The sequence below is a fragment of the Micrococcus sp. SL257 genome (genome assembly GCF_026625585.1).
Lineage (GTDB): Bacteria > Actinomycetota > Actinomycetes > Actinomycetales > Micrococcaceae > Micrococcus > Micrococcus luteus.
Genome location: NZ_CP113053.1, coordinates 259386 through 285088, shown reverse-complemented (window position 1 = coordinate 285088; position 25703 = coordinate 259386). Strand labels below are relative to the sequence as shown.

Here is a 25703-nt window from a genome sequence, read left to right as displayed (position 1 = left end):
GGCGGCCCCCGGGCCACTTTCGTTCGGGAAACGGCGGCCCCCGAGGGACTTTCGTTGACGAAACGGGAGGTTCCTAGGCCCCTTTCGTGGCCGAAACGGGACGATCACCACGACGACGGGCCGTCGTCGCGCTTCCCGTCCGCGCGTCGCCCCGGCGCCCGTTTCCCGAACGAAAGCGCTGGGGAAGCCGCCGTTTCCCGAACGAAAGTGCTGGGGAAGCCGCCGTTTCCCGAACGAAAACGGTGGGGAAGCCGCCGCTTCCCGAACGAAAGTGCTGGGGAAGCCGCCGTTTCCCGAACGAAAACGGTGGGGAAGCCGCCGTTTCCCGAACGAAAGCGGGGACGGGGGGTCAGATGTGCGGGGCCGGTTCCGGGACGGGGGCGGCGGCGGAGACGCCGTCGTCGCGGACGGAGGCGTCGTCCTCGGCCACGAGCATCACGACGAGCGAGTCCGGCTGCACGCGGGCGTCGAGGGCGGTGATGACCCCGGTGGCGTCGCCGTCGAGCTGGGAGGGCATCGGCTCGGCGAACTCGACCTTCACGCGCTGGGCCTGCTCCGTGTGCATCGCGGGGACGGAGCTGCGGTGCCGGGTCACGGTCTTCACGGCGATCCGCGCCCAGTCGAGCGCGTGCCGGGGCGAGAGGACCATGACGTCGAGGAGGCCGTCGTCGAGCTTGGCCTGGGGCAGCAGCTCGACGCCGCCCGTGAGCATCCCGCAGTTGGCCACCATCACGGTGCGCACCTTGAACCGGCGGGGCTGACCGCCGTCGAGGGCCACGGTCACCTCGTGCCGCTTGCCGCGCAGGTGCCGCATGCCGGCCTCGCTGTAGGCCAGCCAGCCGGCCAGGCTCTTCAGCTCGTCCTTGGTGTCGCCCATGATGTCCGCGTCGTAGCCGGCGCCGCCGATCACGGTGAAGGTCTGCCGGGTGACGCGCCCGTCCTCGTGCGTGAAGCGGACGTCCACGGTGTCGATGCGCCGCTGCCGGCCCCCCACGGCGATCCTCAGGCACTGCTCGACGTCGTTGATCGGCAGGTCCAGGTTGCGGGCCAGCAGGTTCCCGGTGCCCAGCGGCACCACGCCGAGGGCGACGTCGGTGCCGGCCAGCTGCTCGGCCACGGTGCGGACCGTGCCGTCGCCGCCCGCGGCGATCACGAGCCGGGCGCCGGCGTCGAGGGCCTGCCGCGCCATGGCGGTGCCGGGGTCGTCCTCCTGCGTCTCGAGCACGAGCACCTCGCCGAGGCCCTCCGCCTCCGCGAGCCGCTCGAGCTCGCGCCGCACCCGGTCCGCGTGCGTCTTGATGGGGTTCAGCACCAGCGCGACCTCGTGGCGGCCCGTGCCGATCCCGGGCACCTCCTCCAGCCGGCGCTGCACGCCGCCCACCCGCGCGTCGAGGGCGTCCACCAGGAGACGCGTCCGCTCGTGCTGCACGCCGAGGCGGACCTGGCGCACCGCCAGCGCCACCACGACGACGGCCAGCACGGCCAGGAGCACCAGGGCGGCCAGCGCCATCCACCACTCGGGAGTCATGCCCCGAGTCTAGGCGTCGGCCCCGCCCGCTAGGTGTTGTGGGTCATGAGGTTCTTGCCACGAGGCGCCGGCTGAGATGAGACGAGTGGGCCCCGCCCCGCAGGATGGAAGTTCCTACACCACCCACCTGCCAGAAGAGACCCACTCATGACTCACGCTAACGCACCCCTGACCCCGACCGGCCGGCTGCGCATGGTCCAACGCCACCTGCACGACGGGATCCCGCAGGCGCACGTGGCAGCCGAGTTCCGCGTGAGCCGGCCCACGGTGGCCACCTGGGTCGCCCGCTACCGCGCCCAGGGAGAAGCCGGCCTTCAGGACCTGCCCAGCCGGCCGCACCGTTCACCTGCCCAGCTCGATCCGGTCCTGGTCGCCCAGATCCACGCCCTGCGGCGGGAGCGCAAGTGGTCCGCACGGCGCATCCATCACCACCTCGCCTCCGAAGGCCACCAGCTGTGCCTGCGCACCGTGGGGAGGTGGCTGCACCGACTCGGGATCTCCCGCCTACGGGACCTGACCCCGGCCGGAGAAGACCTGCGCCAACGACCCCAGAAGATCACCGCCCGCGGCCCGGGGCACATGGTGCACCTGGACGTGAAGAAAATCGGGCGCATCCCCGAGGGGGGAGGCTGGCGTGCTCACGGACGGGACTCCGAGAACGCGCGAGCGGCCAAGCGCGGGCCTGGCCGGCGGGTCGGGTACACCTACCTGCACTCGGCGATCGACGGGTACACCCGCCTGGCGTACACCGAAGCGTTGGAGGATGAGCGGACGGTGACCACGATCGGGTTCTTCTGCCGGGCGAGGGCGTTCTTCGCCGCCCACGGCATCACCGTGGACCGGGTGATCACGGACAACGGCAACAACTACCGGGCCGTGGACTTCACCCGGAAGGTGGTCTCGCTCGGGGGCCGGCATCACCGGATCCGCCCCTACACCCCGCGTCACAACGGGAAGGTCGAGCGGTACAACCGGCTGATGGTGGACGAGGTCCTCTACGCCCGCCCGTACTCCTCAGAGCAAGCTCGGCGTGAGGCCCTGGCGGTGTGGGTGAACCACTACAACTACCATCGGCCTCATACCTCCTGCGGAGACGCTCCTCCGGCCTCACTGGCACCGACCCGAGTCAACAACGTCATGCCCTCCTACAGCTAGGCTGGCGCACGTGATCGACGTCAAGGACCTCATCGAGCAGCCCGAGAAGTACCGCGCCTCCCAGGAGGCCCGCGGGGAGGACGCGTCCCTCGTGGACCGCGTGGTCGAGGCGGACGCGTCCCGCCGCTCGTCCATCGCGGGCTTCGAGCAGCTGCGCGCGGAGCAGAAGGCCTTCGGCAAGCGCGTCGCCCAGGCGAAGGGCGAGGAGAAGCAGGCCCTGCTGGCCGAGGTGAAGGACCTGGCCGCGCGCGTGAAGGAGGCCGAGTCGGCCGCCGGCGCGGCCGAGGCCCGCCTCGCGGAGCTGCAGCGCGCCTTCCCGAACCTGATCGTCGACGGCGTCCCGGCCGGCGGCGAGGACGACTTCGTGGTCCTCAAGGAGGTCGGCACCCCGCGCGACTTCGCCGCCGAGGGCTTCGAGCCGCGCGACCACCTCGAGCTCGGCGAGCTGCTCGGGGCGATCGACATGGAGCGCGGCGCGAAGGTGTCCGGCGCCCGGTTCAGCTTCCTCAAGGGCGTGGGCGCGCGTCTCGAGCTCGCCCTGATGCAGCTGGGCCTGGACTTGGCCCTGGAGAACGGCTTCGTGCCGGTCATCCCGCCCACCCTGGTGCGCCCGGAGACCATGCAGGGCACCGGCTTCGACGTCGAGCACGACGACGAGATCTACCGTCTGGAGCGCGACGACCTGTATCTCGTGGGCACCTCCGAGGTGGCCCTGGCCGGCTACCACGCGGACGAGATCATGGACGTGAGCGCCCCCGTCCGGTACGCGGGCTGGTCCACGTGCTACCGGCGTGAGGCGGGCTCGGCGGGCAAGGACACCCGCGGCATCATCCGCGTGCACCAGTTCAACAAGCTGGAGATGTTCATCTACGCCGCACAGGAGGACGCGGAGGCGGAGCACGAACGCCTGCTGGCGTGGGAGGAGCGGATGCTGGGCGCCATCGAGGTGCCGTACCGCGTGATCGACATCGCCGCCGGCGACCTCGGCCTCTCCGCCGCCCGCAAGTTCGACTGCGAGGCCTGGGTCCCCACGCAGGGCACCTATCGCGAGCTGACGTCCACCTCGAACTGCACCACGTTCCAGGCCCGCCGCCTCAACATCCGCGAGCGGGTCCGCACGGAGGACGGCTCCAAGGGCGGCACCCGCATGGTCGCCACGCTCAACGGCACCCTGGCCACCACCCGCTGGATCGTGGCGATCCTGGAGAACCACCAGAACGCGGACGGCTCGGTCACCGTGCCCGCCGCGCTGCGCCCCTACCTCGGCGGGATGGAGCGCTTCGAGCTGGTCTGAGCGGACGACGTCGTCCCCCGGCGGCGTCGGCCGCCTCGCCCGCCTGCCCCGCGGCGCCCCTGCGGCGCCCCCGCCGTTCACCCGCGCGTCGCCGTCGTGTCCGGGCCGTGTGGTTGGGTGGGGGTCATGACGAAGAAGCTCGTGTGCCTGGACGTGGACGGAACGATCGTGGACCATGACGGCCATCTGCATGAGCCCGTGCGCGCGGCCGTGCGGGCCGTGCTGGACGCCGGGCACCACGTGGTCATCGCGACGGGCCGCTCCCGCGCGGCCACCCTGCCCGTGGCCCGCTCCCTGGGGATCGGCGCCGGCTTCATGGTGTGCTCCAACGGCGGTGTCACGCTGCGCCTGGACCCCGAGCTGGAGGAGGGCTACGAGGTCACGGACCTGCGCACCTTCGACCCGCGCTCGGTCCTGACCCAGCTGCGCCACCGCCTGCCCAGCGCCAAGTACGCGCTCGAGCTGCCGGACGGCACCTTCCGCTCCACCGAGCGGTTCCAGGACATGTCCTTCGGCGTGGCCGCGGAGGGCGTCACGTTCGAGGAGCTCATGGACACCACGGCCGTGCGCCTCGTGGTGTTCTCCACGGACTCCTCCGCCGAGGAGTTCGGTCGCGCGGTGGAGGGCATCGGCCTGTCCGGCGTGACCTACTCCGTGGGCTGGACGGCGTGGCTCGACGTCGCCGCGGCGGGCGTGACCAAGGCCTCCGGGCTCGAGGCGCTGCGCACCGTGCTGAAGGTGGCCCCCGAGGACACCGTGGCCGTGGGCGACGGCCGCAACGACATCGAGATGCTCCGCTGGGCCGGCCGCGGCGTGGCCATGGGCCAGGCCGTGGAGGAGGTCGTGGCCGCCGCGGACGAGGTCACCGGCCACGTGGACGAGCACGGGCTCGCCACCGTGCTGCGCTCGCTCCTCGAGGAGCCGGCCGCGGCCTGAGCGGCGCGACCGGCCCGGGCCGCCGGGTCAGCCCCCCGCCAGCGTGAGCAGCCGCGCGGCGGCGGGGCGGCAGGCGTGCTCCTCGTTCCAGTAGGAGCGCTGCACCGCCTGCGAGACGGCCTGCGCCGTGATCCCGAGCGCGGCGGCCGCCGGCTTCTGCTGGCCGCGCACCCCGGGCACCAGCAGGTCCAGCACCGCCCACTCGGCGTCGGTCCGGGACCACACGAGCTGCCCGACGAGTCGCAGCACGGCCTCGGCCTCGGCGGCCGCCTCCTCGTCCCGGCCGCGCACGGCCAACGGGATCCGCGCGGTGGACACGGCCGCCGCCTCCACGGCCCGCCGCGCCGCCGCGAGACCGGGCCCGCCGGCGTCGTGCAGGTCCCCGGAGGCGGGCACGCCCGCCGCACCGTCCGCGTGCGTCACCGTCCCGACGCCGACCCCCACGTTCCAGCGGCGCTGCCGCAGGGCGCGCAGGGACACGTCCACGGCGACGCGCGGATCCTCGACGGCGCCGATCAGCTCGTCGCCCACGGCGCGCTGGAACGGGAGCACGACGGCGTCGCCCAGCCCCGGCACGTCCTGGAGGGCGCGCAGGAACGTGTCCACACGGTCGCCGGCGTCGAGGGTGTCCCGCTGGTTGATGGTGAGCACGAACATGGTCGTCGATTCTGCCAGCCCGCAGACGACGCCGGCCGCCCACCCCGAGGGGTGAGCGGCCGGCGTCGAGGAGGGAGCGGTGCGGGGGTCAGCGGCCCTGGGGCTCGTCGGTCTCCTCGCCCTCCTCGGTGGCCGGCTGCGCCTCCTCGGTGTCCACCTCGCGGCCCTGGGGCTCATCGGTCGGGGAGTCCTCGCCCTCGGCGTTGAAGCGCTGGATGGAGGCCTCGAGCTCGGCCTCGGCCGCCGCGCGGCCCTCCCAGCCCTCGGCCTTGACCCACTTGCCCGGCTCCAGGTCCTTGTAGCGGGTGAAGAAGTGCTCGATCTCCTGCTTGAGGGACTCCTCCACGTGCTCGAGCTCGGTGATGTGGTCGTAGCGCTTGTCCGCCGGGACGCACAGCAGCTTGGCGTCGCCGCCGCCGTCGTCGGTCATGTTGAACACGCCGACCGGGCGGGCCTCGACGACGCAGCCCGGCACCAGGTCGAAGCCCGGCAGGTACACGAGGGCGTCCAGGGGGTCGCCGTCCTCGCCGAGGGTGTTCTCGAAGTAGCCGTAGTGCGTGGGGTACTGCATGGAGGTGAAGAGCACACGGTCCAGGCGCAGGCGGCCGGTCTCGTGGTCGAACTCGTACTTCACGCGGGAGCCCGCGGGGATCTCGATGGTGACGTCGTGCGCCATGACTCTCCTTCGCACAGAGGGTGGGGTGTCCGGGCGGCGCGGCGCCGACCGGCGGTGCTGCCGTCAGCCTACCGGGGGCGTCCGTCATGATGGACGCATGGGACAGGTGGACACGGGGCGCGCTGGGCGTCGGGATCGACGCACGGAACGCCCCCGGAGCCGCTCGCTCCCCGCCGTCCTCCTGGCCGCGCTCGCGGCCGTCCTGGTCGCCTGCGGGCCCGTGACCGCGCCGCCGGCCCCGTCGGGCGCGCCCGCCTCGACTTCGACCGCCGCGCCGACGTCGTCGTCCCCGTCCGCCGGCCCCACCGCGGCCCAGGTTGCGGCCGCCGTCGAGCCGGGACTGGAGACGTCCCCGGGCACGGTCTCTGCCGAGTTCCGCGACCTGGCCACCGGCGAGGTGCTGTACGCGCGGGACGCGGACGAGCCCGTGGCCCCCGCGTCCTCGCTCAAGGTGCTCGCCGCCGCGGCCATCGTCTCCGCCCTGGGTCCTGAGACGACCCTGCAGACCACCGTGGTGGCCCAGCCCACCGCGGACGGCGCGGCCACCGAGCTGGTGCTCGTGGGCGGCGGCGACGTGCTGCTGGGCACGGGTGCCTCGGACTCGACGCACGTCTCCGGACGCGCGGGCCTGCGCACCCTCGCGGAGCGGACCGTGGCCGGGCTGGTCGAGGACGGCGTCACCGGGCAGGTGGTGGTCAGCACGGACCTGCGGCTCTTCGCGGACCGCACGGCCCTGAACCCGCGCTGGACGTCGGACATCCCGGAGAGCGGCAACATCGCGCCGGTGCAGCCGTTGGCCACCTACGGCGGCCGTGAGGCCCCTGGCACCGGGGAGGACCGCATCGAGGACCCGGCGCAGTTCGCCGCGCTCACCTTCCAGGCCGCGCTCGACGACGCGGTGGCCGCCTCCGGCGCCGACCTCGAGGTGGGCCTGCGGGACACGCTCCCGGCCACCGAGGTGCCGCGCGCCACGGTCCTCGCCGCCGCCCCCGTCGCGGCGGTGGAGTCCGCTTCCGTGGGGGAGCAGGTCGCGTACCTGCTGGCCCACTCGGAGAACCAGGTGGTCGAGGCCCTGGCCCACACGGCCGCGCCCGCCACGGACCTGCCGGCCACCCACGAGGGCGCCACGCGGCTGCTGACGGCCACCGCCGAGGACCTCGGCGTGGACACCGCCGGGATGGCGCTCGTGGACTCCTCGGGCCTGTCCCCGGACAACCGGGTCAGCGCGGGCCAGCTGGCCGGCGTCGTCGCCGGGGTGGCCCGCACACCCGCCCTGGGCACCGTGCTGGAGGGCCTGCCGCGGCCCGGCGAGGACTCCACCCTCGGCGATCGGTTCCCGGATGCCCCCGCGCGGCAGGCCGTGGCCGCGAAGACCGGCACGCTCGACCAGACGGTCTCCCTCACCGGCACCGTCACCACGACGTCCGGGCGGGTCCTCGCGTTCAGCATCATCTGCTCGGATCTGCAGTGGAAGCTGGAGCCCGCGCGCGCGGCGGTCGACGAGGCCGTCAGCGCCGTCGCCGGGCTCTGATCCGAGGCCCGGGCCCTGTGGTCTGATGGAGCCCATGAGCGACGACCATGCGACCGACCGCCCCCGCACCGCCGCGGACGCCGAGCCGGGCGCCCCCGCCGAGCCGGGCCCCGCCGTCGCCCACCCGGTGGACTGGGCCTTCGCGGCACGGACCGCACGGTCCCTCGCCGCCGCCGGCCCCCGGTTCGCGCCGCGCGAGGCGACGCGCGAGGCGGAGGGCCTGCGCGCCGCCGCGGAGGCCGCCGTGCCGCACGTCCACCGTCTGACCGGGCTCGAGGCGGCACGGGACCTGCGCGACTCGCAGGTGCTCGTGGTGGACCGCCCCACCTGGTCGCGCGCCGCCACCCAGTCCTTCGCCATGCTGCTGGACCCCACGTTCGCGCACCTGCGGGACACCCGGCCCCGCGAGCACGCCGCCGCCACCACCCGCGTCACCCGGCACGCCACCGCCCTGGAGATGGGCGGGATCCTCGCCTGGATGTCCGGGAGGATCCTCGGCCAGTACGACCCGTTCATCGCGCTGCCCGGCCCCGGGGGGACGGCGGCCGGCCCCGCCGGCGGACGCCTGCTGCTCGTGGCCCCGAACGTCGCGCAGGTGCGCGCGGAGATCAACGTGGACCCGGCGGACTTCCGCCTCTGGGTGTGCCTGCACGAGCAGACCCACCGCGTGCAGTTCGCGGCCGCGCCCTGGCTGCGCGAGCACCTGCGGGCCGAGATCACGGCGCTCACCGTCGGCCTGTTCGACAAGGCCGAGTCCCTGCCCGAGCGCCTGCGCACCGCGCTCGCGGCGGCGAACCCGCTGGGTCGGGAGGCCGACGGCGGCCGGGCCGGGACGCGGGACGGACACGACGCGCAGGACGCGGCCCCGGCCCGATCCGCGCCGGGCCTGCTCGGCGCGATCCAGGACGAGGAGGACCGGGAGCGCCTGTCCCGGCTGACGGCCGTGATGTCCCTGCTCGAGGGGCACGCGAACGTGGTGATGGACGGCGTCGACTCCTCCGTCGTGTCCTCCGTCAAGACCATCCGCCGCCGCTTCGACGAGCGCGGCGACCGCCGCTCGCCCCTGGACCGCATGCTCCGCCGCCTGCTGGGCATGGACGCCAAGATGGCCCAGTATCGCGACGGTCAGAGGTTCGTGGCCGCCGCCGTGGCCGAGCTCGGCATGGCCGGGTTCAACGTGGTCTGGGACGCCCCCGAGCTGCTGCCGAGCGAGGCCGAGCTCCACGCCCCCGAGACGTGGGTGGCGCGCATCCGTGCCCAGGCCTGAGGCGCGGGACCCGGGGCCGACGCCGGCGGGCGGGGCCGGCGGCCTGCCCGCGGTCGGCGCATGGCCGCCGCGCACCCGCTGGCCCGAGCCCCTGCACCGGGCCGTCGCGGCGGTGCGGGAGGCCCTGGCGGGCGACGGGCCCCGTCGCGCGGATGTCGGGCCGGGCCGGGCGGGGAGTCGCCCCCGCGGCCTCGTCGCCCTCTCCGGCGGTGCCGACTCCCTCGCGCTCGCCGTGGCCTGCGCCGTCCTCGTGGGCACCCGGGAGGGCCGGCGACTCGGCCCGATCGGCGCGGCCGTGGTGGACCACGGGCTGCAGTCGGGCAGCGACGCGGTGGCGGCGGCCGCCGCCGACGTTGCCCGCATCCTCGGTCTGACCCCGGTCACCGTCACGCGGGTCGAGGTGGCCCGCACCGGCGACGGCCCCGAGGCCGACGCCCGGCGTGCCCGCCGGGAGGCCCTCGCCGCCGCCGCCCGAGACGCGGGGCAGGGGGACGCCGTCGTCCTCACCGCCCACACCGCCGACGACCAGGCCGAACAGGTCCTCCTCGGGCTCGCACGCGGCTCCGGCACGCGGTCCCTCGCGGGGATCCCGGCGCGCGGGACGCTGCCGGGCGGGGCCGCCGTCGTCCGCCCCCTGCTGGGCCTGACCCGCGCGGACACCGAGACAATCTGCCGCTGGGCCGGGCTGACCTGGTTCGAGGACCCGCACAACCGCGATCCCGCGCTGCTGCGCTCGCGGGTCCGCACCCGCGTGCTGCCCGCGCTCGAGGACCCCGACGCCGGCCTCGGCCCCGGCGTGCGGGCCGGGCTGGTGCGCACCGCGGCCATCGCGGCCGAGGACGCCGCGGCCCTCGACGCATGGGCCGGCGACGAGGTCACCCGGCTGCGCGTCGACCCGCCCGCCGGGGACCCGCGCGTCGTCTCCCTGGACCTGGAGTCCCTGGCCGCGCTGCCCGCCGCCGTGCGCCACCGCGTGATCGCGCGCGCCGCCCGCGCCGCGGGAGGGCAGGCCCCGCCCCGCGAACGGATCCTCGCGGTGGACGCCCTCGTGACGGGCGCCCGTGCGGGGGGCACGTCGGCCGGTCCGGTGGAGCTGCCCGGCGGGGTGGCCGCGCATCGGGCGTGTGCCAGACTGGACCTCATCCCCTGCCTTCCCGGTCCCTGACTGCGGCCCGGCCCGGCATTCCCGCACGAGCACTCACCAGGAGCGGCGCATGGACGCACAGGATGTCCAGAACGACCTCAGCCACGTCCTCATGTCCCGCGAGGACGTGCAGGGCACGATCACGGACCTGGCCCGCCAGATCGACCGCGACTACGCGGACAAGGACCTGCTCATCGTCGCCGTGCTCAAGGGCGCGGTGATGGTGGTCGCCGACCTCACCCGCGCCCTGCACTCCCACGTGGAGCTGGACTTCATGGCGGTCTCCTCCTACGGCTCCGGCACCAAGTCCTCCGGCGTGGTGCGCATCCTCAAGGACCTCGACGCGGACCTCACCGGCCGACACGTCCTGATCGTCGAGGACATCATCGACTCCGGTCTGACCCTGTCCTGGCTCAAGGCCAACCTGGAGTCCCGTGGCCCGGCCTCGGTCGAGATCTGCACCCTGCTGCGCAAGCCGGAGGCCATGAAGGTGGACATCGACGTGAAGTACGTCGGGCGGGACATCCCCAACGAGTTCGTGGTGGGCTACGGCCTGGACTACGCGGAGAAGTACCGCAACCTGGACTTCGTGGGCACGCTCGCCCCGCACGTGTACAGCTGACCGGGGGCCCGGCCCGGCGTGGCCGCCGCAGCAGCGACCTGTCACGTGAGAGGTCGCTCTGAGGTGCCATTCACGCCCCATTCCGACTCCTTGCCTGACAGGTCGCCGGCGTCCCCGAGGTGACGGCGCACCTCCACGATCACGCGCGTGAATCCGCGGCGAGCGTCGGAGGAGGACACGGTGATGTTCCGGTAGCCCCGTCGCTCGAAGGCCGCGTTGCGCTGCACGTCACGGTCGATCTGGCGATCCGCGCCGTGGTGGCCGCCGTCGTAGTGCAGGGCCACTCTCGCCTGCCGATAGCCCAGGTCCGCCGTCGCGGGGTGGTGCAGGGAGAACTCCGGGTCCCAGACCTCGAGCTGCAGTGCGGGCTCGGGGAGCCCGGCGGCCCTCAGCGCGAGCCGGAGCCGCGTCTCCTTCGGCGAGTGCGCCCCCACCCGGACCAGTGTGGCGGCGGTGCGGAGCCGTCGTCGTCGGTTGTGCGCGGACGGGCTCGCTTCGGCCGCCTGGGTCAGGGCCGCCCGGGTCCGCTCGGCAGCGTCGGGACCGCCGGACAGCTCCGCCCGGCGGACGAGATGGTCGCCGAGGATGACGAGCTCGTCGTCGTCGAGCAGGGCCGCGAGGTCGACCCAGAGACGGGGCGGGGCGGTGACGCACCAGGCCAGACCGCCGATCCGCACGCCCTCCACGTCCGCGGGCGGGAGCGCCGTCCGGTGGGAGGTGACGCCGGGGAGGGAGAGGCGGCCACGGTCTCGCGGGCGGCTCACGTGGACGTCGTCCCCCGCGTCCAGTCGCTCCGGCAGCCAGATCTCACGGGCGCGGGCCGCGGTCTGGTGCGACACCACCGTGGTGGCGCGGTGCCGGGCGAGTCGCAGCAGGAGCTCGCGTTGGGTGGCCGAGAGCGGGGTGCTCCACCGGTAGGGGGAGGAGCCGGCCACGGGGCGTTCGACGGCGGCCGGGGTGGCCTCACGCTGGCGGTAGAGGCCCTGGGCGAGGCGTTCGACGTCGGAGCGACGCAGCCGGTTGCGGTCGATGCCGGCGGCCCTCGCCTGCGCGGCGGTGAAGGGGCCGTGAAGCAAGGCCGCGGGAAGCGGGGCGAGGTGACGCATGGTGCCAGCCTGGCGCGGTAAAGCGGGCGGCGTCCTGAGCCGCCGCCGGCCTGGGGAGGGATGCGGGTGCACGGGGGTCTGTGCAGGCGGGGACGCAGGGGCGCGGTCGCAGCGCCAGCGTTCCTGTCACGCGAGCGGTCGCTCTGAGGTGCGATCCACGCGCCATTCCGACCTCCCGCATTCCCGGCGGGCGCCGGGACGGCGCTGGCCGACGTCGACTCCGGCCGACCGCCCGCGCCCTGTCCACCTGACGCGAACAGTCAGCGGACACCCGGGCCGGGCCGGTACCGTGGGGGCTTGACCCGGGCGCGACGCCGGCCCTTCGCCGGCCCCGGCCGCACGGCGGCCGCCCCGGGCAGCCCGGCCCCCGCGGCAGACCAGGAGACACTCGGACCGTGAAGAAGCTGTTCAACAAGCCCTACGTCTGGATCCTGCTGGGCCTGCTGGTCCTCGCCGTCGCGATCCCGCTGACCACGTCGCAGAGCGGCCGCACCATGGTGGACACCAACGTGGGCATGGCCCTGCTGAAGGACGACAAGGCCGCGCAGGCCCGCGTGGTGGACGGGGACCAGCGCGTGGACCTCACCCTGCGTGAGCCCTACAAGCAGGACGACCGGGACCTCGGCAAGGAGGTCTACTTCTACTTCGCCAGCGCGCGCGCCACGGACGTGGTCACCGCGGTGGACGACTCGGCCCTCGACGGCTACACGGACGAGCCGGTGCGGAGCAACTGGTTCCTCTCGCTGCTCGGCTTCATGGTCCCGTTCCTGCTCATCGCACTGCTGTTCTGGTTCCTGATGTCCCGCATGCAGGGCGGCGGCGGCAAGGTGATGCAGTTCGGCAAGTCCCGCGCCAAGCTGATCAACAAGGACAACCCGGACGTGCTGTTCAAGGACGTCGCGGGCGCGGACGAGGCCGTGGAGGAGCTCCAGGAGATCAAGGAGTTCCTCACCGTGCCGGACCGCTTCCGCGCCGTGGGTGCCAAGATCCCCAAGGGCGTGCTGCTCTACGGCCCGCCCGGCACGGGCAAGACCCTCCTCGCCAAGGCCGTGGCCGGTGAGGCCGGCGTGCCGTTCTACTCGATCTCCGGCTCGGACTTCGTGGAGATGTTCGTGGGCGTCGGCGCCTCGCGCGTGCGCGACCTCTTCGAGCAGGCCAAGTCCAACGCCCCCGCCATCATCTTCGTGGACGAGATCGACGCCGTCGGCCGGCACCGCGGCGCAGGCATCGGCGGCGGCAACGACGAGCGCGAGCAGACCCTGAACCAGATGCTCGTGGAGATGGACGGCTTCGACGCCTCCACGAACGTCATCATGATCGCCGCGACCAACCGCCCGGACGTCCTGGACCCGGCGCTGCTGCGCCCGGGCCGCTTCGACCGCCAGATCCCCGTGGACGCCCCGGACCTCGAGGGCCGCGCCAGGATCCTCGAGGTGCACGCGCAGGGCAAGCCGATCGCCCTGGACGTGGACCTGCGCTCCCTGGCCAAGCGCACCCCCGGCTACACGGGCGCGGACCTGGCCAACGTGATCAACGAGGCCGCGCTGCTCACGGCGCGCTCGAACAACAACGTGATCGACAACCACGCCCTGGACGAGGCCGTGGACCGCGTGATGGCCGGCCCGCAGAAGCGCACCCGCCTGATGAACGAGCACGAGCGCAAGGTCACCGCCTACCACGAGGGCGGCCACGCGCTCGTCGCGGCCGGGCTGCGCAACTCCGCCCCGGTCACCAAGATCACGATCCTGCCCCGCGGCCGCGCCCTGGGCTACACGATGGTGGTCCCGGAGGACGACAAGTACTCCGTCACCCGCAACGAGCTCCTGGACCAGCTCGCGTACGCGATGGGCGGGCGCGTGGCGGAGGAGATCGTGTTCAAGGACCCGTCCACGGGCGCCGCGAACGACATCCAGAAGGCCACGGACACGGCCCGCAAGATGGTCACCGAGTACGGCATGTCCGCCAAGGTGGGCGCGGTCAAGCTCGGCGGCGGCAGCTCCGAGCCCTTCGTGGGCGGCGCCGCCGGCGGCTCCTCCCGTGAGTACTCCGAGGAGCTCGCGTACCTGGTGGACGCCGAGGTCCGCACCCTGCTGGACCAGGCCCACGCCGAGGCCCACTGGGTGCTCACGGAGAACCGGGACGTCCTGGACCGGCTGGCCTACGAGCTGCTCGAGAAGGAGACGCTGACCCAGGAGGCCATCGCCGCCATCTTCGCGGACGTGCGCAAGCGGCCCGAGCGCGGCGTGTGGCTGGCCTCGGACGACCGGCTCCCGCAGGACATCCCGCCCGTCCTCTCCCCCTCCGAGCGCCGCTCGCGCCACGACGGCGGGGAGCAGACCCCCGTCGGCGTCGAGGGCACCACGGTGCCGGTGCGTCCGGAGGGTGCGCCGCCGTCGTCGCTGGGCGGGGACGCGGCCGGCCCCGGCCTGCCGCCGCACGGCGGTCCGAGCAACACGCCGGGCCCCGGCGAGGGACCGACCTTTTGACCGCGCAGGAGACCCGCATGACAGCCCACACCCCCGACGACGCCGTCCCCGGCACGTTCGACCCGGACTCGACCGCGGTGGACCGGCCGCGCATCGAGGCGGCGGTGCGGGAGATCCTGCTGGCGATCGGTGAGGACCCGGACCGCGAGGGCCTGGCGGACACCCCGGCGCGGGTGGCCAAGGCGTACGCGGAGTTCTTCGCGGGCCTGCACCAGAGCCCGGACCAGGTGCTCGGCACCACGTTCGACATCGCGCACGAGGAGCTCGTGCTCGTGAAGGACATCCCGTTCTACTCGACGTGCGAGCACCACCTGGTGCCGTTCCACGGCGCCGCGCACATCGGCTACATCCCTTCCGCCGAGGGCCGCGTGACGGGGCTGTCCAAGCTGGCCCGCCTCGTGGAGCTGTACGCGCGGCGTCCGCAGGTGCAGGAGCGGCTGACCACACAGGTGGTGGAGGCGCTCATGGAGCACCTGGCCCCGCGCGGGGCGATCGTGGTGGTGGAGGCCGAGCACATGTGCATGTCCATGCGCGGCGTGCGCAAGCCGGGCGCGAAGACCGTCACCTCGGCGGTGCGCGGCCAGCTGCGGGATCCGTCCACGCGCTCGGAGGCGATGAGCCTCATCATGCACGGCTGAGGACCACCGACGGCGGAGGAGGACACGTGGACGAGAGCATCGACGCGGCGGCGCGGGAGGCGAACCGCGCCCTGCTGGGGCGGCTGCCCGCGGATCGGACCCTGGTCATGGGCATCCTCAATGTCACCCCTGACTCGTTCTCGGACGGCGGGGAGCACGCCACCGTCCGCGCGGCCGTCGAGCACGCCCGGCGCATGGTCGCGGACGGCGCGGACATCGTGGACGTGGGTGGCGAGTCCACCCGCCCCGGGGCCCGCGCCGTGCCGCCGGCCGAGGAGCAGGAGCGCATCCTGCCCGTGATCGAGGCGCTGCTGGCCGAGGACGTCGTCGTCTCCGTGGACACGCGCCACACCGCCACCGCCCGGGCCGCCTTGGCGCTGGGCCCGGTGATCGTCAACGATGTCTCCGGCCTCACCCACGAGCCGGAGATGCCGGCGCTGATCGCCGCGTCGGGCGCGCCGTACATCCTCATGCACAACCGCGGGAACCCGCAGACCATGGACGGGCTGGCCGTCTACGAGGACACCGTCCCGGACGTCGTGTGCGAGCTGCGGGACGTGGCCGGCCGCTTCCTCGCCGCGGGCGTCGAGCCCGCGCAGCTGATCGTCGACCCGGGCCTGGGCTTCGCGAAGGCCGGCGAGCAGAACTGGGAGCTGCTGCGCGGCCTCGAGTGGCTCCGCGCCATGGGCCACCCGGTGCTCGTCGCCGCCTCGCGCAAGCGGTTCCTGGGCACGCTGCTGGCGGACGACGACGGCACCCCGGCCCCGCCCGCCGCGCGCGACGCCGCCACCGCGGCCATCTCCGCCCTCGCCGCCGCCCAGGGCGCGTGGGGCGTGCGCGTGCACGACGTGCGCGCCAGCGCCGACGCCGTCCGCACCGCCGCCGCCTGGGTCGGGGCGCATGCCCCGGGTGAGCCCGTCTCCGAGGACGTGCTGCCGTGAGCGCCCGGGACCGCATCCGCCTGGCCGGGCTGTCCGCCGTCGGGCACCACGGGGTCTTCGACCACGAGCGCCGGGACGGGCAGCCGTTCGTCACGGACGTCGTCCTCCACCTCGACGCCGGCCCCGCCGCGGCCGGCGACGACCTCGCCCGCACCGCCAACTACGCCGAGGTCGCGGACACGGTGGTCCGCCTGGTCACCGGGGAGCCGGTGGACCTGATCGAGACCCTCGCCGACCGGATCGCCCGCGCCGTCCTCGCCGAGCAGCCCGTGGTGACCGCCGTCGAGGTCACCGTGCACAAGCCGCAGGCGCCCATCCCGCACGACTTCGCGGACGCCGCCGTCACCGTGCACCGCACCCGGGAGGATCTCGCGTGAGCACCGTCGACTGGACGCACCCGGCCGAGGGCCCCGCGCCCGTCCCCGAGCTGGGCGCCCGCCCGGACGCGCCCGTCGCGGCCGTGCTGGCCCTCGGCGCCAACCTGCGCGAGCCCGCGCAGACGCTCGACGCCGCCGTCGCCGCCCTGTCCGCGCTGCCGCACATCACGGACGTCCGGGCTTCGCCCCGGGCCGTCACCGCGCCCGTGGGCGGGCCGCCGGGCCAGCCCGACTACCTCAACCAGGTGGTCACCCTGCGCACGGACCTCGCGCCGTGGGAGCTGCTCGCGGTGGCGCACCGGCTCGAGCAGGACCACCATCGGCGGCGTGAGGTCCGCTGGGGCGCGCGCACCCTGGACGTGGACGTGATCGCCTACGGAGACGTGCGCAGCGACCACCCGGACCTCACCCTGCCGCACCCCCGCGCGGCCGAGCGGGCCTTCGTGCTGCTGCCGTGGCTGTGGCTCGACGCGGACGCCACGCTCGCCGGCACGCCCGTCGCCGACCTCGCCGCCGTCGCCGCGGACGCCCCCGGGGTGCGCCGTCAGGAGCCCGAGCGGCACCGGCTGCTGGCCGGCACCGACGACGTCGCCCCGCTCCGCCCGGCACGCCCGGACGCCCTCGGGAGGGAGGCCACGTGATCGCGCTGCGCTCCGGGTGGACCCTGCTCGTGGTGCTGGTGGCCGCCGTGCTCGGCTGGCTGGCCGGGCTCGCCGCGCCGTCCCTGGGCTGGCCGGCGCCCGTGGTGGGCCGCGGCGGCCTGATCACCGTGGCCGCGGTCTCCGTGCTGTGCCTCGCGCTGGGCTGGCGGGTGCGCCGCGACCGGGAGAAGCCCGCCGCCGCGCGGATGGACCCGCTCGCCGCGGCCCGCACCCTCGTGCTCGGCCAGGCCTCCGGCTTCGCGGGAGCGGCCCTCGGCGGGTGGCACGCCGGGGTGGCGGTGCAGGTGCTGCTGCGGGCCGGCGTGGAGGCACCGACCGTGCGGGAGGCCGCCCTGCAGGCCGTCGGCGGTCTCGTCCTGCTGGTGGTGGGGCTGATCGTCGAACGGTGGTGCCGGATCCCGCCTGAGGAGGATGCGCCCGAGGGCGGCCGTGGGCAGGATGGGTCCCCGGGCCGACCGGCCCGTCCCGAGACGGAAGGAGGGTATGCCCGTGCCCGGCATTGACCTGAGCGGCGTGGCCTTCACGCCGGCCTCGCCGCGGCTGGCGACGGTGAAGCTCATCGCCACGACCATCGGCCACCTGATCTGGCTCGCCGCGTTCTCCGTGCCGCTGATCCTCAAGCTCACCGGCCCGTGGGCGGGGATGGCCGCGTGGGTCGCGTGGGGGCTGCCGGCCGTCGTCGTCGTGTCCTGGATCGTGGACCTGATCCTGATCCCGCGGCGCGTGCGCGCGATGGGCTGGGCCGAGCGCGAGGACGACGTCCTGTGGCGCGAGGGCATCCTGTTCCGCAGCGTGCACGCGGTGCCGTACGGCCGCCTGCAGTACGTGGACGTGTCGGACGGTCCGCTGCTGCGCCGGGTCGGGCTGCAGACCCTCACCCTGAAGACCGCCGCCGCGGGCGGGGACGTCACCCTGGAGGGCGTGCCCCGCGAGAGGGCCGAGGAGCTGCGCGAGGTCCTCATGGCGCGCGGCCAGGCGCGGCTGGCGGGCCTGTGAGCGCGGCCGCCCCGCCCCCCGCCGACGACGCCGGCTGGGTCCGCGTCCACCCCGCCTCGCCCTGGGTGCGGGGCTGGACCTTCCTGCTGCTGATCCTGTTCTTCGCGGGCCGCAACGCGGTGGAGGACTTCGCGGCGGGCCGGCTCAGCGGGGAGGACGCCCCGGGCGGCGGCGACGGCAGCCTGCTCGTGGCCGGCGGCATCCTGCTGGGGGTCACCCTGCTGATCAGCCTCGTGTTCTTCTTCTCCTGGTGGTTCACCCGGTTCCGCTGCGGGGAGGACCGGATCGAGCTGCGCCAGGGCTGGCTCTTCCGCAGCCGCCGGCAGATGCGCTACGACCGCATCCAGGCGGTGGACCTGCAGCACCCCCTCGTGGCTCGGCTGCTCGGGCTGGCCACGGTGAAGGTCGAGGCGGCCGACGGCGGCGAGTCCGCGCTCGAGCTGTCCTTCCTGCGCCGCGCCGAGGCCGAAGCGGTGCGCCGGGAGATCCTGGACCGCGCGTCGGGGATGCTCGGGGGAGCCGGGGCGGACGCGTCCGCGCCGGAGCGGGCGGCCGAGCCCGGCCTCCCCGACGCCGACGCCGCGGACGCCGGCGAACTCATGCTGCAGGTGCCCGCGGGGCGGCTCCTCGGCTCCGTCCTGCTCTCCGGAGGCGTGCTGGGGGTGCTGGCCGGGTCCCTGATCTGGCTGGGCGGCCTCGCCCTCGTGGTCGCGCTGCTGCCCGAGGCGGTGCTGGACGAGGGGGAGACCCTGACCGGGATCGGCGCGGCCGCGGCCCTGCCCGCCCTGTTCTCCGTGGCCGGCGTCGCGTGGTCCCGGCTGAACGCCGGCTGGGGTTTCCAGGTGCGCCGCTCCACCGACGGGCTGCGACTGCGGCACGGGCTCACCGAGACCACCCACCAGACCGTCCCGCCGGGGCGGGTGCAGGGGGTGACCGTCTCCCAGCCCCTGTTCTGGCGGCCCTTCGGCTGGTATCGGGTGAACATGGCGGTGGCCGGGTACCTGCAGGAGTCCGACGGCGCCCGGGACGTCGCGCTGCCCGTCGGCCCGTGGGAGGACGTGCTCCGCGTCCTCACGGTCGTGGCCCCGGACCCGGGCCTGGACGGCGATCCGCGCGCCGCGCAGGGGCTGACCCCCGCCGGGCTCATGCACCTCGGCGTGCACGGCACCGGCACGGAGGGCGGCTTCCAGCACGTGCCGCGGCGCGGCAGGTGGTGGTTCAACTGGTTCGCCTGGCGGCGGACCGGCTTCACGACGACGCGGTCCCTGCTGGTGGTGCGCAGCGGCTGGTTGAACCGCCGGCTGCAGACCCTCCAGCACGAGCGCATGCAGGCGGCCGAGCTGGCGCAGGGCCCGGTGCAGCGACGCCTGGGCCTGGCCACGGTGCGCGTGTGGGTCGCGGGGGCGAACGCCGTGGTCCGCGACCTCGACGAGGACGTGGCCGTGGACCTGTACGCCCGGGAGGCCCGGCACGCGGCCGTCTCGCGTCGCCTCGCCGACCGCGACCAGTGGATGCGCCCCGAGGAGCTGGCCCGCTTCGAGCAGCGCACGCGCGAGGTCGCGGCCACCGAGGTGGGCCGCCGCGAACTGGCCCGGGCCGGCGTCGTCGGCGGCGCCGTCGTCGGGGAGGAGAGCGGGGCAGACGTCCCCGCCGTGCGCGGCGAGGAGGAGCGATGACCGGCGGACTCGACCTGAGCCTGGACCCGCATGACCCGGCGCAGCGGCCCGGGCGGCTGGGCGTCGGCGTGGTGAGCGCGGGTCGAGTGGGGGCCGTGCTGGGCTCGGCGCTGCGGGCTGCGGGCCACACGATCACGGGCGTGCACGCCGTCTCCGAGGCCTCGCGGGACCGCGCGGAGATGCTCCTGCCGGGCGTGCCCGTCCTGGAGATCCCCGAGATCCTGCGCCGCTCCGAGATGGTCGTCTTCGCCGTCCCGGACGACGCGCTGGGCGAGCTCGTGGCCGGCCTGGCCGCCGCGGGCCACGTGCAGACCGGCCACCTGCTCGTGCACACCTCCGGCCGCTACGGGGTGGGGGTGATGGAGCCGGTGCGCGCGCACGGGGCGATCCCCCTGGCGATCCACCCGGCCATGACGTTCACGGGGCTGAGCCTCGACGTCGCCCGGCTGCAGGACTGCGTGTTCGGCGTGACCGCGGACCCCGTGGTGCTGCCCGTGGCCCAGGCGCTCGTGGTGGAGATGGGCGGCGAGCCCGTGGTCGTGAAGGAGGCCGACCGGGCGGCCTACCACCTGGCGCTGTCCCACGGGTCGAACCACCTGGTGACGCTGACGGCGCAGGCCCGCCAGATCCTGGAGACGATCGGGGTGGCCGACCCGGAGCGGGTGCTGCGCTCACTGATGACCGCCGCGCTGGAGAACGCGCTCACGGACGGCGACGGCGCCCTCACCGGCCCCGTGGCCCGCGGTGACGTCGACACGCTGCGGACCCACCGTGAGACCCTCGGGGAGCTCGAGGCCGGGGGACTGCCCCCGGACGTGCGGGCCGTGTGGGAGACCCTCGCCCGCGCGACGACCGACCGCGCCGAGACCCGCGGCACCCTGCGCGCGGACACGGCGGCGCGGCTGCGAGAGGTCCTCGACGACTCCGACGACCCCCACGACGACTGACCGACCCCCCGCCGCCCCCGCCCCCCGCTTTCGTTCGGGAAACGGCGGGTCCCAGACCGTTTTCGTTCGAGAAACGGCCGCTTCCGGCGGCGTTCGCGTGGCGGGGACGGGACCCGGGACCGCGCCCCGTCCGTCAGAGGCGCCCGTCGCGGATCGCGGCGACGACGCCGTCTGCCGCGTCCTCGATCTGCCGGTACATCTCCTCGAACTGCGGCCGCGGATACCCGTATGGATCGGGGACCTCGCGCACCCCGGCGCTGTCCGCATCCGACGCGAACTCGCCCATCAGGTGGATCCGGTCCCGCTGCTCGTCCGTGGTCGCGAGGCGCCGCGCGTCGACGAGGTTGGCCTCGTCCATCACCAGGATCAGGTCGGCCTCGTCCACGAGGTCGGCGGACAGCTGCACCCCCACCGTCGAGAACTCGTACCCCAGTTCCCCGCCGACCTCGCGGGTGAGGTGATGCGGCCGGGCGCCCACGTGCTCGCCGGACGTGCCGGCGGAGGTGACCTCGACGTCGTGGAGACCGGCCTCCGCGAGCTTGCGGTTCAGCACGGCCTCGGCGGCGGGCGAGCGGCAGATGTTCCCCAGGCAGACGGTCATGATGCGCATGGGGCCAGTGTCTCAAGTCCGGGCGGGGGCGGCGGACGACGACGGCCCGCACGCTCGCCTCGTCGCTGGCGGGGCGGCATCGGGTGCGTCCACGAGTGGTCCCGCTGGAGGGTCGGAGGCCTCCGGCGGTGTGTCCCCCCGGTTCCTCGCCGTTTCCCGAACGAAAGCGCTGCGACACGCCGCCGTTTCCCGAACGAAAGCGCGGCTGGCACCGTCTGTTCCGGCGACGACGGCGCCCGACGCGCCTGGCAGGATGGAGGCCATGACCGACCAGCCCGAGATGAGCCCCCTGACCGAGCCCGAGCGGGAGTGGGTGCGCGTCCGTCGCGACTTCGCCGCGCAGGAGGGCGTGGACCACCTGGACCTGGACGCGGTCGCCGCCTACTACGACGCCGTGCTGGCCCGCTCGCAGGCCGAGGCCGAGGAGCTGGACCCCGAGGAGCTGGCGGTGCTGCTGGACGTCGTCGCGGTGCTGCTCGGCGAGCACCTGTGCGCGCGCCACGGCATGCAGTGGGTGACGGTCGCGGATGAGGAGGGGCCCGCCCTCGCGCTGCGGGACACCCTCTCGGACGCCGTCGTCTTCCCGCAGCCGGTGGTCGGCCAGAGCTGGAACGACCAGGCCACGGGGGAGTGGATGGGCGGGTACGTCGACTGGCTCGGCGAGCAGCTCCAGCAGATGCGGGCCGACGCCGGCACGCTGCCCGGCGCCTGAGGCGCGGCGGGCACCGGGGCGGCCCGCCGTCGATGCCACCACCCCGCCGCCCTCCGTGTTGCCCGGATCACGTGCGGGCCGATAGAAACGAACGCATGACCTCCACCCCGGACACCGCGGACACCCCCGCCACCCCCTTCCACGACCTCGACGCCTTCACCGCCCTGCCGCGCGTCGCCGGTCTCACCCTCAGCCCGGACGGCGCCCGCCTGGTGACCACCGTCGCCACCCGTGACGCGAAGGGCACCGGCTACGCCACCGCCCTCTGGGAGGTCGACCCCGCGGGCGAGCGCCCCGCCCACCGCCTGACCCGCTCCCGCGAGGGCGAGGCCGGCGCGCAGTTCGCCGCGGACGGCACCCTCTTCTTCACCTCCGCCCGTCCCGACCCCGCCGACGCCGAGGCCGAGAAGCGCAGCGCCCTGTGGGCCCTGCCGGCCCGGGGCGGCGAGGCGCGCGTGGTGCTCTCCCGCCCGGGCGGCGTCGCCGCGGTCACGTGCGCGTCCGCAGCGGACCGCGTGGTCGTCACGGCGGACCGGCTGCTCGGCGCGACCACCGAGGCCGAGCACGCGGCCCTCGCGCAGACCCGCAGGGACGCCGGCGTGGACGCCATCCTGCACACCGGCTACCCCATCCGCTTCTGGGACCACGACCTCGGCCCCGCCCGCCCCGAGCTCTTCGTCCTCGAGCCCGGCCCGGACCCGCAGGGCGAGCCCGCCACCGACGCCGACGTCGCCGAGCCCGGCCCCGCCGCCTCCGGCCTGGCTCCCGAGGCCGACGACGTCGCGCACCACCTGCGCCACGTCTCCGGATTCCCGCGTTCCCACGCGTTCGGGATCGGCGCACAGGTGGCCCCGGACGGCTCGTTCCTGCTCACCACGGCCGCCACCGCCGAGGCCCGCGGCAACGTGCGCGAGGGCACGGTGGTGCGCGTGGACCTGGCCACGGGCGAGCACCGCGTCCTGCACGACGTCCCCGGTGAGGACGTGGCCGTCGGCCCCGTCAGCCATGACGGCACGCGCGCCGTCGTCGTCCGCACCCCCGACTCCACCCCGCATTCCGCCGTGCACCCGCGCCTGTACGTGATGGACACGGCCACGGGCCAGACCACGCCCCTGGCCCACGGCTGGGACCGCTGGGCCGACGTCGTCGCGTGGCTGCCGGACGACTCCGCGGTGATCGCGCTCGCGGACTCGGAGGGTCGCCGCCCGGTGTTCCGCATCGAGGTGGTCACCGGCGCCGTCGCGCAGGTGACCCGGGAGGACGAGGCGTGGACCGACATCGTGCTCTCCCCGGACGGGGCCACGGCCTACGGCGTCCGCTCCTCCTACCTGTTCCCGCCGGAGGTGGCGCGGATCGACCTGGCCACGGGCGAGACCACGCGCCTGCCGAACCCCGTGGAGCGCCCCGCGATCCCGGGCACCCTCGAGGACGTGGAGACCGTCGCCGAGGACGGCACGCACGTGCGCGGCTGGCTCGTGCTCCCCGAGGGGGAGGCGCCGGCCGGCGGTCACCCGCTGCTGCTGTGGATCCACGGCGGGCCCCTGGGCTCGTGGAACGCGTGGAGCTGGCGCTGGACCCCGTGGATCATGGCGGCGCGCGGCTACGCGGTGCTGCTGCCGGACCCGGCGCTGTCCACGGGCTACGGCCAGGACTTCATCGAACGCGGCTGGGGCCGCTGGGGCCAGGCGCCCTACACGGACCTGATGGCGCTCACGGACGCCGTCGTGGCGCGTGAGGACGTCGACGGCGACCGCACCGCCGCCATGGGCGGCTCGTTCGGCGGCTACATGGCGAACTGGGTGGCCGGGCACACCGACCGGTTCCGGTGCGTGGTCACGCACGCCTCGCTGTGGGCGCTGGACGGCTTCGGCCCGACGACGGACGCCGCGTTCTACTGGGCCCGCGAGATGGACGAGCAGATGCAGCAGGAGAACTCTCCGCACCGGTTCGTGGGCGAGATCGTCTCCCCGATGCTCGTCATCCACGGCGATAAGGACTACCGCGTGCCGATCGGCGAGGGGCTGCGCCTGTGGTCGGACCTGCTGGCGAAGTCCGGGCGGCCGGCCGCCGCGGACGGCACCACCGACCACCGGTTCCTCTACTTCCCCCACGAGAACCACTGGATCCTCGCCCCGCAGCACGCGAAGGTCTGGTACGAGGTCGTCCTCGGCTTCCTGGGCGAGCACGTCCTCGGCGACAGCGCCCCGACGGCCCCGGAGACGCTGGGACTGACGCGGCCGTCGTCGACGGCGGGCTGAGTCGCCGGGCCCGGTGCCGCGCATCGTGACGGGCGGCTGAACCTCTCCGATCAGCCGCCCGTCACCGGCTGTTCACCGGACGGGCCGGCTGTGGCCGGAGGGGGGCCACCCGGCCGACACCCGGATCTGGCCCACTGGAGCGGTCATCCCCCTCCCGGAAAGGACCGTTCCATGACCTCCGTCCGTCGTCACGCCGCCCGCGGCCTCGTGGCCCTCGCCGCCGCCGTCGCCGTCAGCGCCCCGCTGGCCGCCCCGGCCGTCGCCGCCCCCGCCGCAACGGAGACCCCGGCCGCCGCGCAGTCCGTCACGGGCAAGCCCGTGGTGCGTCCCGACGTCGTGGGTCATCGTGGTGCCTCCGGCTACCGCCCCGAGCACACCCTGGCCGCCTACGAGCTGGCCGCCGCCCAGGGCGCGGATGTGATCGAGCCGGACCTGGTCTCCACCAAGGACGGCGTGCTCGTGGTCCGCCACGAGAACCTGATCGACGGCACCACGGACGTCGCCCAGCGACCCGAGTTCGCGGACCGCAGGACCACCAAGGTCGTCGACGGCGTGGCCCTCACCGGCTGGTTCACCGAGGACTTCACCCTCGCCGAGCTCAAGACCCTGCGCGCCAAGGAGCGCCTGCCGCAGGTCCGCCCCGAGTCCGCGTCCTACGACGGCCGGTACCAGGTGCCCACCTTCGAGGAGGTGCTCGAGCTGCGGGAGCGCCTCTCGGCCCGGCACGGCCGCGAGATCGGCGTCATCCCCGAGATCAAGCACCCCACCTACTTCGACTCCATCGGCCTGTCCATGGAGGAGCGCGTCGTCGAGCTGCTCGACGAGCACGGCCTGAACAAGCGCAACGCCCCCGCCACCGTGCAGTCCTTCGAGCTCGCCAACCTGCGCGATCTCAACGAGAACCTCGGCCTCAAGGCCGAGACGGTGTTCCTCTCCAGCGTCACCGGCGCGCCCTATGACTCCGTGGCCGCCGGCGACGGGCTCCGCGACTACGACTTCTACGAGACCGCCGCGGGCATGCGCGAGGTCCGCGCGGACGGCGTCGACACGCTCGGCCCGGCCTTCGCGCAGATCATCACCAAGGAGAAGGACGGCTCGATGGGCGAGGAGACCGCGTTCGTCTCCCTCGCCCACCGCGCGGGCCTCGAGGTGGTGCCGTACACCTTCCGCGCCGAGAACCAGTTCCTCTACACGGAGTTCCGCTCCTCCACGGACCCGAACGCGCGGGGCGACATGGTCGGCATGATCCAGCCGTTCCTCGACGCCGGCATCGACGGCTTCTTCACCGACCACCCCGACCTCGGCGTGCAGGCCGTGGACACCTGGATGCAGGGCAAGAAGGAGCACCCGGGCCGGGGCGTCGGCAAGACCGCCCAGCGGGGCCTGAAGGTGCGCTGACCCCGTCCCGACCGGAGACGATCCCGGCGGACCCGAGGTCTTCCGGCACGTCCGTCGCGGTGCTTACCTTGGCCCTCAGGACCGGT

General features: G+C 74.5%; 24 protein-coding genes. 19 read left to right on the top strand and 5 right to left on the bottom strand.

Annotation, left to right across the window (positions count from 1 at the left end; translation table 11 throughout):
• Nucleotides 1-349 precede the first annotated feature (349 nt).
• Complete coding sequence (locus OVA32_RS01310; protein ID WP_065572777.1) at nt 350-1528, bottom strand: diacylglycerol/lipid kinase family protein; 1179 nt, start codon at nt 1526-1528, stop codon at nt 350-352.
• Nucleotides 1529-1675: 147 nt separating this feature from the next.
• On the opposite strand from OVA32_RS01310, the gene OVA32_RS01305 reads away from it, so the two are divergent.
• The 3 genes from OVA32_RS01305 (at nt 1676) to OVA32_RS01295 (ending at nt 4913) form a co-directional block, all read left to right on the top strand.
• Nucleotides 1676-2683, top strand: coding sequence for an IS481 family transposase (locus OVA32_RS01305; RefSeq protein ID WP_267714803.1), 1008 nt, complete (start codon nt 1676-1678; stop codon nt 2681-2683).
• Between the two features lie 10 nt (nt 2684-2693).
• A complete protein-coding gene (serS, locus tag OVA32_RS01300; protein ID WP_044659866.1) occupies nt 2694-3977 on the top strand; it encodes a serine--tRNA ligase in 1284 nt (427 codons plus the stop codon).
• A 126-nt stretch (nt 3978-4103) separates the two neighbouring features.
• Nucleotides 4104-4913 carry an HAD family hydrolase gene (locus tag OVA32_RS01295; protein ID WP_044659867.1) on the top strand — a complete coding sequence of 270 codons (810 nt, stop codon included), beginning with the start codon at nt 4104-4106 and terminating at the stop codon, nt 4911-4913.
• Between the two features lie 27 nt (nt 4914-4940).
• Here OVA32_RS01295 and OVA32_RS01290 read toward each other — a convergent pair whose 3' ends face one another.
• Together OVA32_RS01290 and OVA32_RS01285 are read right to left on the bottom strand one after the other, a co-directional pair.
• Nucleotides 4941-5570, bottom strand: coding sequence for a hypothetical protein (locus OVA32_RS01290; protein WP_036380803.1), 630 nt, complete (start codon nt 5568-5570; stop codon nt 4941-4943).
• A gap of 88 nt (nt 5571-5658) precedes the next feature.
• Nucleotides 5659-6246, bottom strand: a complete 588-nt coding sequence (locus OVA32_RS01285) for an inorganic diphosphatase (protein ID WP_044659868.1) — start codon at nt 6244-6246, stop codon at nt 5659-5661.
• Between the two features lie 220 nt (nt 6247-6466).
• Here OVA32_RS01285 and OVA32_RS01280 point away from each other — a divergent pair, with 220 nt between their 5' ends.
• The 4 genes from OVA32_RS01280 to hpt are packed head-to-tail and all read left to right on the top strand — an operon-like array spanning nt 6467 to nt 10810.
• Entirely contained in the window at nt 6467-7777 is a 1311-nt protein-coding gene (locus OVA32_RS01280; protein WP_267714799.1) for a D-alanyl-D-alanine carboxypeptidase/D-alanyl-D-alanine-endopeptidase, read from the top strand.
• Between the two features lie 34 nt (nt 7778-7811).
• Entirely contained in the window at nt 7812-9044 is a 1233-nt protein-coding gene (locus tag OVA32_RS01275; protein ID WP_267714797.1) for a zinc-dependent metalloprotease, read from the top strand.
• Entirely contained in the window at nt 9031-10209 is a 1179-nt protein-coding gene (tilS, locus tag OVA32_RS01270; RefSeq protein WP_267714795.1) for a tRNA lysidine(34) synthetase TilS, read from the top strand. Before OVA32_RS01275 ends, tilS begins: the two co-directional genes overlap by 14 nt.
• A gap of 49 nt (nt 10210-10258) precedes the next feature.
• Nucleotides 10259-10810, top strand: coding sequence for a hypoxanthine phosphoribosyltransferase (hpt, locus tag OVA32_RS01265; protein WP_044659872.1), 552 nt, complete (start codon nt 10259-10261; stop codon nt 10808-10810).
• A 41-nt stretch (nt 10811-10851) separates the two neighbouring features.
• Here the strand turns inward: hpt and OVA32_RS01260 are convergent, their stop codons facing one another.
• Nucleotides 10852-11916: a type IV toxin-antitoxin system AbiEi family antitoxin domain-containing protein gene (locus tag OVA32_RS01260; protein ID WP_267714792.1), complete on the bottom strand. Its 1065-nt coding sequence runs from the start codon at nt 11914-11916 to the stop codon at nt 10852-10854.
• Between the two features lie 395 nt (nt 11917-12311).
• Between OVA32_RS01260 and ftsH the strand changes: the two genes are divergently transcribed.
• From ftsH to OVA32_RS01215, 9 genes are read left to right on the top strand one after another with little or no spacing between them, the layout of a single operon-like run.
• Nucleotides 12312-14402, top strand: coding sequence for an ATP-dependent zinc metalloprotease FtsH (gene ftsH / locus OVA32_RS01255; RefSeq protein ID WP_101965658.1), 2091 nt, complete (start codon nt 12312-12314; stop codon nt 14400-14402).
• Between the two features lie 17 nt (nt 14403-14419).
• Entirely contained in the window at nt 14420-15040 is a 621-nt protein-coding gene (gene folE, locus OVA32_RS01250; protein ID WP_010079671.1) for a GTP cyclohydrolase I FolE, read from the top strand.
• A gap of 26 nt (nt 15041-15066) precedes the next feature.
• The gene (folP, locus tag OVA32_RS01245) at nt 15067-15981 is read left to right on the top strand and encodes a dihydropteroate synthase (protein ID WP_267714788.1); all 915 of its coding nucleotides are present in this window, start codon (nt 15067-15069) and stop codon (nt 15979-15981) included.
• Nucleotides 15978-16358: a dihydroneopterin aldolase gene (folB, locus tag OVA32_RS01240; protein WP_044659875.1), complete on the top strand. Its 381-nt coding sequence runs from the start codon at nt 15978-15980 to the stop codon at nt 16356-16358. Before folP ends, folB begins: the two co-directional genes overlap by 4 nt.
• Nucleotides 16355-16999 (top strand): 2-amino-4-hydroxy-6-hydroxymethyldihydropteridine diphosphokinase, encoded by a 645-nt coding sequence (folK, locus tag OVA32_RS01235; protein ID WP_206496779.1) that lies wholly within the window; start codon nt 16355-16357, stop codon nt 16997-16999. Before folB ends, folK begins: the two co-directional genes overlap by 4 nt.
• Nucleotides 16996-17523 carry a DUF3180 domain-containing protein gene (locus tag OVA32_RS01230; RefSeq protein ID WP_020625295.1) on the top strand — a complete coding sequence of 176 codons (528 nt, stop codon included), beginning with the start codon at nt 16996-16998 and terminating at the stop codon, nt 17521-17523. Before folK ends, OVA32_RS01230 begins: the two co-directional genes overlap by 4 nt.
• Complete coding sequence (locus OVA32_RS01225; protein ID WP_020625296.1) at nt 17504-18016, top strand: PH domain-containing protein; 513 nt, start codon at nt 17504-17506, stop codon at nt 18014-18016. Before OVA32_RS01230 ends, OVA32_RS01225 begins: the two co-directional genes overlap by 20 nt.
• A complete protein-coding gene (locus tag OVA32_RS01220) occupies nt 18013-19692 on the top strand; it encodes a PH domain-containing protein (protein WP_101967669.1) in 1680 nt (559 codons plus the stop codon). The genes OVA32_RS01225 and OVA32_RS01220 overlap by 4 nt, the downstream gene beginning before the upstream one ends.
• A complete protein-coding gene (locus OVA32_RS01215) occupies nt 19689-20639 on the top strand; it encodes a Rossmann-like and DUF2520 domain-containing protein (RefSeq protein WP_061866861.1) in 951 nt (316 codons plus the stop codon). The genes OVA32_RS01220 and OVA32_RS01215 overlap by 4 nt, the downstream gene beginning before the upstream one ends.
• A 133-nt stretch (nt 20640-20772) precedes the next feature.
• On the opposite strand, the gene OVA32_RS01210 is transcribed toward OVA32_RS01215, so the two are convergent.
• Nucleotides 20773-21249 carry a low molecular weight protein-tyrosine-phosphatase gene (locus OVA32_RS01210; protein ID WP_119217628.1) on the bottom strand — a complete coding sequence of 159 codons (477 nt, stop codon included), beginning with the start codon at nt 21247-21249 and terminating at the stop codon, nt 20773-20775.
• A 262-nt stretch (nt 21250-21511) separates the two neighbouring features.
• Here OVA32_RS01210 and OVA32_RS01205 point away from each other — a divergent pair, with 262 nt between their 5' ends.
• From OVA32_RS01205 to OVA32_RS01195, 3 genes are all read left to right on the top strand, one after another.
• Complete coding sequence (locus OVA32_RS01205) at nt 21512-21961, top strand: DUF3806 domain-containing protein (RefSeq protein ID WP_267714781.1); 450 nt, start codon at nt 21512-21514, stop codon at nt 21959-21961.
• A 95-nt stretch (nt 21962-22056) separates the two neighbouring features.
• Complete coding sequence (locus OVA32_RS01200; RefSeq protein ID WP_267714779.1) at nt 22057-24219, top strand: alpha/beta fold hydrolase; 2163 nt, start codon at nt 22057-22059, stop codon at nt 24217-24219.
• A 171-nt stretch (nt 24220-24390) separates the two neighbouring features.
• A complete protein-coding gene (locus OVA32_RS01195) occupies nt 24391-25617 on the top strand; it encodes a glycerophosphodiester phosphodiesterase (protein ID WP_061866857.1) in 1227 nt (408 codons plus the stop codon).
• Nucleotides 25618-25703: the final 86 nt, after the last annotated feature.

Coding starts and splice junctions, on each gene's coding strand:
- hpt (WP_044659872.1), top strand. CDS start 10,259: ATGGACGCACAGGATGTCCAGAACGACCTCAGCCACGTCCTCATGTCC.
- OVA32_RS01295 (WP_044659867.1), top strand. CDS start 4,104: ATGACGAAGAAGCTCGTGTGCCTGGACGTGGACGGAACGATCGTGGAC.
- OVA32_RS01210 (WP_119217628.1), bottom strand. CDS start 21,249: ATGCGCATCATGACCGTCTGCCTGGGGAACATCTGCCGCTCGCCCGCC.
- OVA32_RS01205 (WP_267714781.1), top strand. CDS start 21,512: ATGACCGACCAGCCCGAGATGAGCCCCCTGACCGAGCCCGAGCGGGAG.
- OVA32_RS01285 (WP_044659868.1), bottom strand. CDS start 6,246: ATGGCGCACGACGTCACCATCGAGATCCCCGCGGGCTCCCGCGTGAAG.
- OVA32_RS01275 (WP_267714797.1), top strand. CDS start 7,812: ATGAGCGACGACCATGCGACCGACCGCCCCCGCACCGCCGCGGACGCC.
- OVA32_RS01195 (WP_061866857.1), top strand. CDS start 24,391: ATGACCTCCGTCCGTCGTCACGCCGCCCGCGGCCTCGTGGCCCTCGCC.
- OVA32_RS01260 (WP_267714792.1), bottom strand. CDS start 11,916: ATGCGTCACCTCGCCCCGCTTCCCGCGGCCTTGCTTCACGGCCCCTTC.
- OVA32_RS01215 (WP_061866861.1), top strand. CDS start 19,689: ATGACCGGCGGACTCGACCTGAGCCTGGACCCGCATGACCCGGCGCAG.
- OVA32_RS01310 (WP_065572777.1), bottom strand. CDS start 1,528: ATGACTCCCGAGTGGTGGATGGCGCTGGCCGCCCTGGTGCTCCTGGCC.
- OVA32_RS01290 (WP_036380803.1), bottom strand. CDS start 5,570: ATGTTCGTGCTCACCATCAACCAGCGGGACACCCTCGACGCCGGCGAC.
- OVA32_RS01200 (WP_267714779.1), top strand. CDS start 22,057: ATGACCTCCACCCCGGACACCGCGGACACCCCCGCCACCCCCTTCCAC.
- OVA32_RS01225 (WP_020625296.1), top strand. CDS start 17,504: ATGCCCGTGCCCGGCATTGACCTGAGCGGCGTGGCCTTCACGCCGGCC.
- folE (WP_010079671.1), top strand. CDS start 14,420: ATGACAGCCCACACCCCCGACGACGCCGTCCCCGGCACGTTCGACCCG.
- OVA32_RS01305 (WP_267714803.1), top strand. CDS start 1,676: ATGACTCACGCTAACGCACCCCTGACCCCGACCGGCCGGCTGCGCATG.